Below are 4,351 nucleotides of genomic sequence, written 5' to 3'. Positions count from 1 at the left end.
CGCGAGGCCCCTGAGGCCCCGGCCGTCGTCCCTGGTCGTCTGCCACGCCACCGCTCCCTTCACCTGGAGCAAGCTACTTAGCGGCGTTTGACGACAGCAGCAATTCTGCCCGCGCATCGTGCCAGGCTTGATCAACATCAATCGGCGGCGCGAGCGGCCGCGATCGCGCGGCTGCGCAGCGCGTCGTCGCTGGCCGATTGATGTCGTGCGCTAATCCTGACAGGCGGGCACGTCGATGCCGGAGGCGGCATAGAGCCTGATCTTGTTGCGCAGCGTGCGTACGGAAAGGCCGAGCACGCGCGAGGCGCGCGTGCGGTTGCCGTCACAGCGCGCCAGCGTCTGGATCACGAGCTCACGCTCGACCTCGTCGACGGTGGCACCGATCAGAAGCGGAACGATCTGGTTCGGGGCAAGGAATTGTGCGTCCGGCCCGGAAGCGGCGACATGAACAGTGGTCATCAAAACACCTCCCGATCAACGCCCGCTTCCATCGTCGGAAGCGGATCGAGAACCAACGACCCCCAAGCCGTGAATCTACGGTGGTCCGGTTTGGTTAATGAAAGGTTAATTGGAGGGGCTGCACCGAATTGATCTTGAGAATGCCCAGATGCCGCCGCGATTGGTGCGAGCCTCGCATCCCTCACACCGTGCGATAGCCGCCGTCCACCATCACGATGGTTCCGGTGACATAGGCCGACAGATCGGAGGCGAGGAACACCGCGGGGCCGACGATGTCCTCGGGCTTGCCGGTGCGCGCCAGCGGGGTGTGATCGATGAAAGCCTGCACCAGCGCCGGATTGGTCGCGCGCACATTGGCGTTGATGTTGGTCTCGATGAAGCCGGGGCCGATCGCGTTGACGCGCACGCCTTCCTTGCCGAGCTCGACCGCGAGCGCCTTGGTGAAGCCGAGCACGCCGTGTTTCGAGGTGGTGTAGGCCGCCGAGCTCGGCGTGCGCAGATGCACGAAGGACTGGATCGAGCCGATGTTGACGATGCGGCCTTTGCTGGCGCGCAAGGGCGCGAGGAACGCCTGCGTCACGTTGAACACGCCGTTGAGGTTGAGCGAGATGATGTCGTTCCAGTCCTTCGCCACCGTCTCGGTCTCCGCGGTGAAGGCGTTGCGGCGGGTGATGCCGGCATTGTTGACGAGGATCGAGACCTGCCCGATCTCGTCCGCGATCTGCCTGGCGAGCGCGAAGCAATCCTCGCGCCTGACGACGTCGAGCGCAAAGCTCTCGGCCTTGCCGCCCGCTTGCCGGATCTCCTGCGCCGCCTCCGCCACCGTCTCCGCGTTGACGTCGAGCAGCACGACCTGCGCGCCCTCCCGCGCATAGCCGGTGGCGATCGCCCGGCCGATTCCGGAACCGGCGCCGGTGACGACAGCGATGTGGTTTGCGAGCAGCGCCATGGCAGTTTCCTCCCGTTTTCGTTTCGAAGTTTCACGAAACGCTAACGCGAAATTAAGGGGTCGGAAACGGCGGCCTTGGCATACTGATCCTGATTGCTAAACGTTGCGCGCATGATGGAACGGCTCGAAACCTGGAAACTCGCTCTGGAGCGGCTGCGGTCGGCGCAAGCGCCTGACTGGGCCGAGGCCGGCCGGCTGGTGGCCGAGATCGCGCGGATGAGCAGCGACGTCACGCTGCGCCAGGCTGCCGAGCAGGCGCTGCCGGTGCTGCGCCAGGCCGTCGACAACGACGATCACAGCGTGACGCTGGCGGCCCAGCGCCGTATCAGTGTGGTGCTCGAGGTCGTGCACGATCTGACCGCGCCGCGCTTCGGCCGCCGTAACGCCGCGCCGAAGAAGCTCTCCAGCGAGGACCGCGCGCGCAAGGTGCTCGGCCTGCCGCTCGCGGTGCAGCTCACTTGCGAGGACATCAACCAGGCCTATCGCCGCGCCGCCAAGGGCCTGCATCCCGACCAGGGCGGCAGTGCCGAAGCCTTCATCGACCTCGCCGCCGCGCGCGACATCCTGATCCATCCCGGCGCGCACAAGGACGCGTGAGCGTTTCAGGCCTCGAAAAGCAAACCGGGCAAGGACGCCCGCGTCCTTGCCCGGTTCTTCGTCCGCCGATCGATTACCTTACCACTTGCAGCTGCCGCTCTTGAGCGCGGCGTCCTTGACCATGAGTGCATCGACGAAGGTCGGCACGCTGGCGCTGGCGCGGTGATAGCCGGCCGGCCACGGCGTGGTCGGGATGCTCTCGTCCCAGATCTGGCAGAAGCCGGTGTCCTGCCAGCGGATCAGATGATAGCTGGCTTCGGCCGGGCTCGCGGCGACGAACGCGGTGACGGCAAGACCGGCGGCAGCGCACAGCATGGAAATACGACGCATGATCAGCTCCTCAAATGAATGATGTGATGCGCCTCCCGACAATGACGGGGAGGGGTGGTGCGGGACGCGCTTGGCACGCGCCCCGGACAAGATGTGAGTAGTTCCACCCGCCGCCGAGGTTCAAAAAATGTGCGTGGGACAGGTCTGATTGCGGCCGGGGAAGCGCTTCAGGCCACGCAAAGCAAAAGGGCGGATCGCCCGCGCGACCCGCCCTCCAAACGCTACTCTCGCGCCCGGCTCAGAGCGTGCACTTCCGCTCGGTGCGCATCTTGATCTGCAAGTCCGAGGCCTGCTGGAAGGTCGGGAACGGCTTGCTGACGACCTTGTAGGTCGAGACGCCGAACTGGAACGGCTTGTACTGCAGGTCCTCGTTCCAGACTTGGCAGATGCCGGTGTTGTCCCAGCGGATCACGTAATAGCCGACCTTCGCGGAGGCGGGCACGGCGAACACGGAACTAGCGATGCCGGCAACGGCACTGAGCGCGAGAAGGCGACGCATGAAGTATCTCCTGGTGGGACATGGGTGGTGGGACATGGGACCGAAAAAATTCGTGCGGTAAAAGCAGGTCCTTTGCAAGCCGGGGGGCCGCCATTCACGGACATGTCAGCTGTGCCCAACGCATTTGGTTTGGACGCGTGCCCGATAGGTCACACGCAGCTGACTAGGCTCCTACTTGGCCAGCGAAGCGACCGCCTCGATCTCGATCAGCATCTTCGGATCGGGCAGCGCCTGCACCACGCAAGTCGTGCGCGCCGGGTACGGCGGCGGGCCGAAGGCGCCGGCATAGAGCGCGTTCATCGCGGCGACGTCCGAGGCGCGGGTCAGGAGCACGTTGACCTTGACGAGATCATGCATGCCGGCGCCGGCCTCGCCCAGCACGCGCTTGATGTTGACGACGACATTGGCGAACTGCGTCTCGAAGCCGTCGGGCAGCGCACCATTGGCATCGAAGCCGGGAATGCCGGAGACGAACAGGAGGTCGCCAACCCGCGTCGCAAAGGACAGCGGCGGCGCCTTGACATGCGGCGGGGGCGCGAAATGCTGGATCGGCATGGGATCACCTCAGGACGGGGGGCGGAGGGGTGAGAGTAGCGGCCGGAGAGAGCCTCGCAAAACAAAAGTGCGAAAACAACCCCATGCACAGTAGGGATGGCGCGGAGATCGTTAGGGTTTTCGAAAATTCGGGATTACGGAAGTGCGCGTTTGCTCCGTCGGGCAAAACAGGGGTAGTATGGCATGCTGGCGATGGTGGTCTTCGCCTCTCCCGCGTGCAGCCTGCGCGTGGCGAGAGAACAGGCCATTCAGCCCGTCATTGCGAGGAGCCCTTGCGACGAAGCAATCCAGGCTGCCGCCCCGGAGCGATTCTGGATTGCTTCGCGGAGCCTGTCATCGGGCCGCGCTTCGCGCGGACCCGTTGGCTCGCAATGACGAAGCATGAGGACCTTCCGCGAGTCTCGCCGCCGCCTTGCTTGCGGAAACGCCCGCCGATCATGTTGCCGCCCCGATCGATCAGGTACATTCGCTCCGTCTGATTCGAACCCTCCTTTAAAAAACAGCCCCCGGAGACCCCCATGAAGCTCGCATCCACCCTCCGCGCCGCGTGCGTCGCCATCGTCGCCCTGGCTGGCCTCTCGACGACCGCGCAGGCCGACAGCGGCTTCGTGACGCTGACGATCTACAAGGCGGGCTGGATCATCGGCGGCTCGGGCGGCTCGGGCGTGCTCAACTTCCGCGGCCGCAATTACGGGCTTTCCACGGGTGGCCTCGACTACGGCCTCGTGTTCGGGGGATCCAAGACAGTGCTGCGCGGCCGCGTCTCCAACATCAACCGCCCCTCTGATGTTGCCGGCGTCTACGGCGCCGCCGGTGCCGGCATCGCCGTCGGCTCCGGCGCCCGCGCCATCGTGCTGACCAACCAGAAGGGCGCAGTGCTGGAGCTGTCGGGCACGCAGGTGGGGTTGATGGCGAATGCGGATCTCAGCGGGCTTGCGATCACGATGCGGTAGAAGACGGTG

At 65.2% G+C, this 4,351-nt stretch carries 7 protein-coding genes; 2 read left to right on the top strand and 5 right to left on the bottom strand.

From position 1 onward, the window contains the following. Nucleotides 1-210 precede the first annotated feature (210 nt). Together XF30_RS30455 and XF30_RS30450 are read right to left on the bottom strand one after the other, a co-directional pair. Nucleotides 211-459, bottom strand: coding sequence for a helix-turn-helix domain-containing protein (locus XF30_RS30455; RefSeq protein WP_036013218.1), 249 nt, complete (start codon nt 457-459; stop codon nt 211-213). A 181-nt stretch (nt 460-640) separates the two neighbouring features. Next, nucleotides 641-1,408: an SDR family NAD(P)-dependent oxidoreductase gene (locus XF30_RS30450; RefSeq protein ID WP_109144715.1), complete on the bottom strand. Its 768-nt coding sequence runs from the start codon at nt 1,406-1,408 to the stop codon at nt 641-643. A gap of 111 nt (nt 1,409-1,519) precedes the next feature. On the opposite strand from XF30_RS30450, the gene XF30_RS30445 reads away from it, so the two are divergent. Beyond that, the gene (locus XF30_RS30445) at nt 1,520-2,005 is read left to right on the top strand and encodes a molecular chaperone DnaJ (protein ID WP_109144714.1); all 486 of its coding nucleotides are present in this window, start codon (nt 1,520-1,522) and stop codon (nt 2,003-2,005) included. A 78-nt stretch (nt 2,006-2,083) separates the two neighbouring features. Here the strand turns inward: XF30_RS30445 and XF30_RS30440 are convergent, their stop codons facing one another. From XF30_RS30440 to XF30_RS30430, 3 genes are all read right to left on the bottom strand, one after another. Then, on the bottom strand, nt 2,084-2,335 hold the full coding sequence (locus tag XF30_RS30440; protein ID WP_036013225.1) for a hypothetical protein: 252 nt from the start codon (nt 2,333-2,335) through the stop codon (nt 2,084-2,086). Nucleotides 2,336-2,573: 238 nt separating this feature from the next. Further along, the gene (locus XF30_RS30435; protein ID WP_036013227.1) at nt 2,574-2,834 is read right to left on the bottom strand and encodes a hypothetical protein; all 261 of its coding nucleotides are present in this window, start codon (nt 2,832-2,834) and stop codon (nt 2,574-2,576) included. 171 nt (nt 2,835-3,005) lie between these two features. Continuing rightward, complete coding sequence (locus XF30_RS30430) at nt 3,006-3,389, bottom strand: RidA family protein (RefSeq protein ID WP_109144713.1); 384 nt, start codon at nt 3,387-3,389, stop codon at nt 3,006-3,008. A gap of 518 nt (nt 3,390-3,907) precedes the next feature. Between XF30_RS30430 and XF30_RS30420 the strand changes: the two genes are divergently transcribed. Then, a complete protein-coding gene (locus XF30_RS30420) occupies nt 3,908-4,342 on the top strand; it encodes a hypothetical protein (RefSeq protein WP_109144711.1) in 435 nt (144 codons plus the stop codon). Nucleotides 4,343-4,351: the final 9 nt, after the last annotated feature.

The sequence above is a fragment of the Bradyrhizobium sp. SUTN9-2 genome (assembly GCF_003122645.1).
Taxonomy (GTDB): domain Bacteria; phylum Pseudomonadota; class Alphaproteobacteria; order Rhizobiales; family Xanthobacteraceae; genus Bradyrhizobium; species Bradyrhizobium yuanmingense.
This window is presented reverse-complemented; position numbering and strand designations above follow the sequence as displayed.

What these genes read in the sequence shown, in the direction of transcription:
- XF30_RS30435 (WP_036013227.1), bottom strand. Translation starts at nt 2,834, where the DNA reads ATGCGTCGCCTTCTCGCGCTCAGTGCCGTTGCCGGCATCGCTAGTTCC.
- XF30_RS30430 (WP_109144713.1), bottom strand. Translation starts at nt 3,389, where the DNA reads ATGCCGATCCAGCATTTCGCGCCCCCGCCGCATGTCAAGGCGCCGCCG.
- XF30_RS30455 (WP_036013218.1), bottom strand. Translation starts at nt 459, where the DNA reads ATGACCACTGTTCATGTCGCCGCTTCCGGGCCGGACGCACAATTCCTT.
- XF30_RS30450 (WP_109144715.1), bottom strand. Translation starts at nt 1,408, where the DNA reads ATGGCGCTGCTCGCAAACCACATCGCTGTCGTCACCGGCGCCGGTTCC.
- XF30_RS30445 (WP_109144714.1), top strand. Translation starts at nt 1,520, where the DNA reads ATGATGGAACGGCTCGAAACCTGGAAACTCGCTCTGGAGCGGCTGCGG.
- XF30_RS30440 (WP_036013225.1), bottom strand. Translation starts at nt 2,335, where the DNA reads ATGCGTCGTATTTCCATGCTGTGCGCTGCCGCCGGTCTTGCCGTCACC.
- XF30_RS30420 (WP_109144711.1), top strand. Translation starts at nt 3,908, where the DNA reads ATGAAGCTCGCATCCACCCTCCGCGCCGCGTGCGTCGCCATCGTCGCC.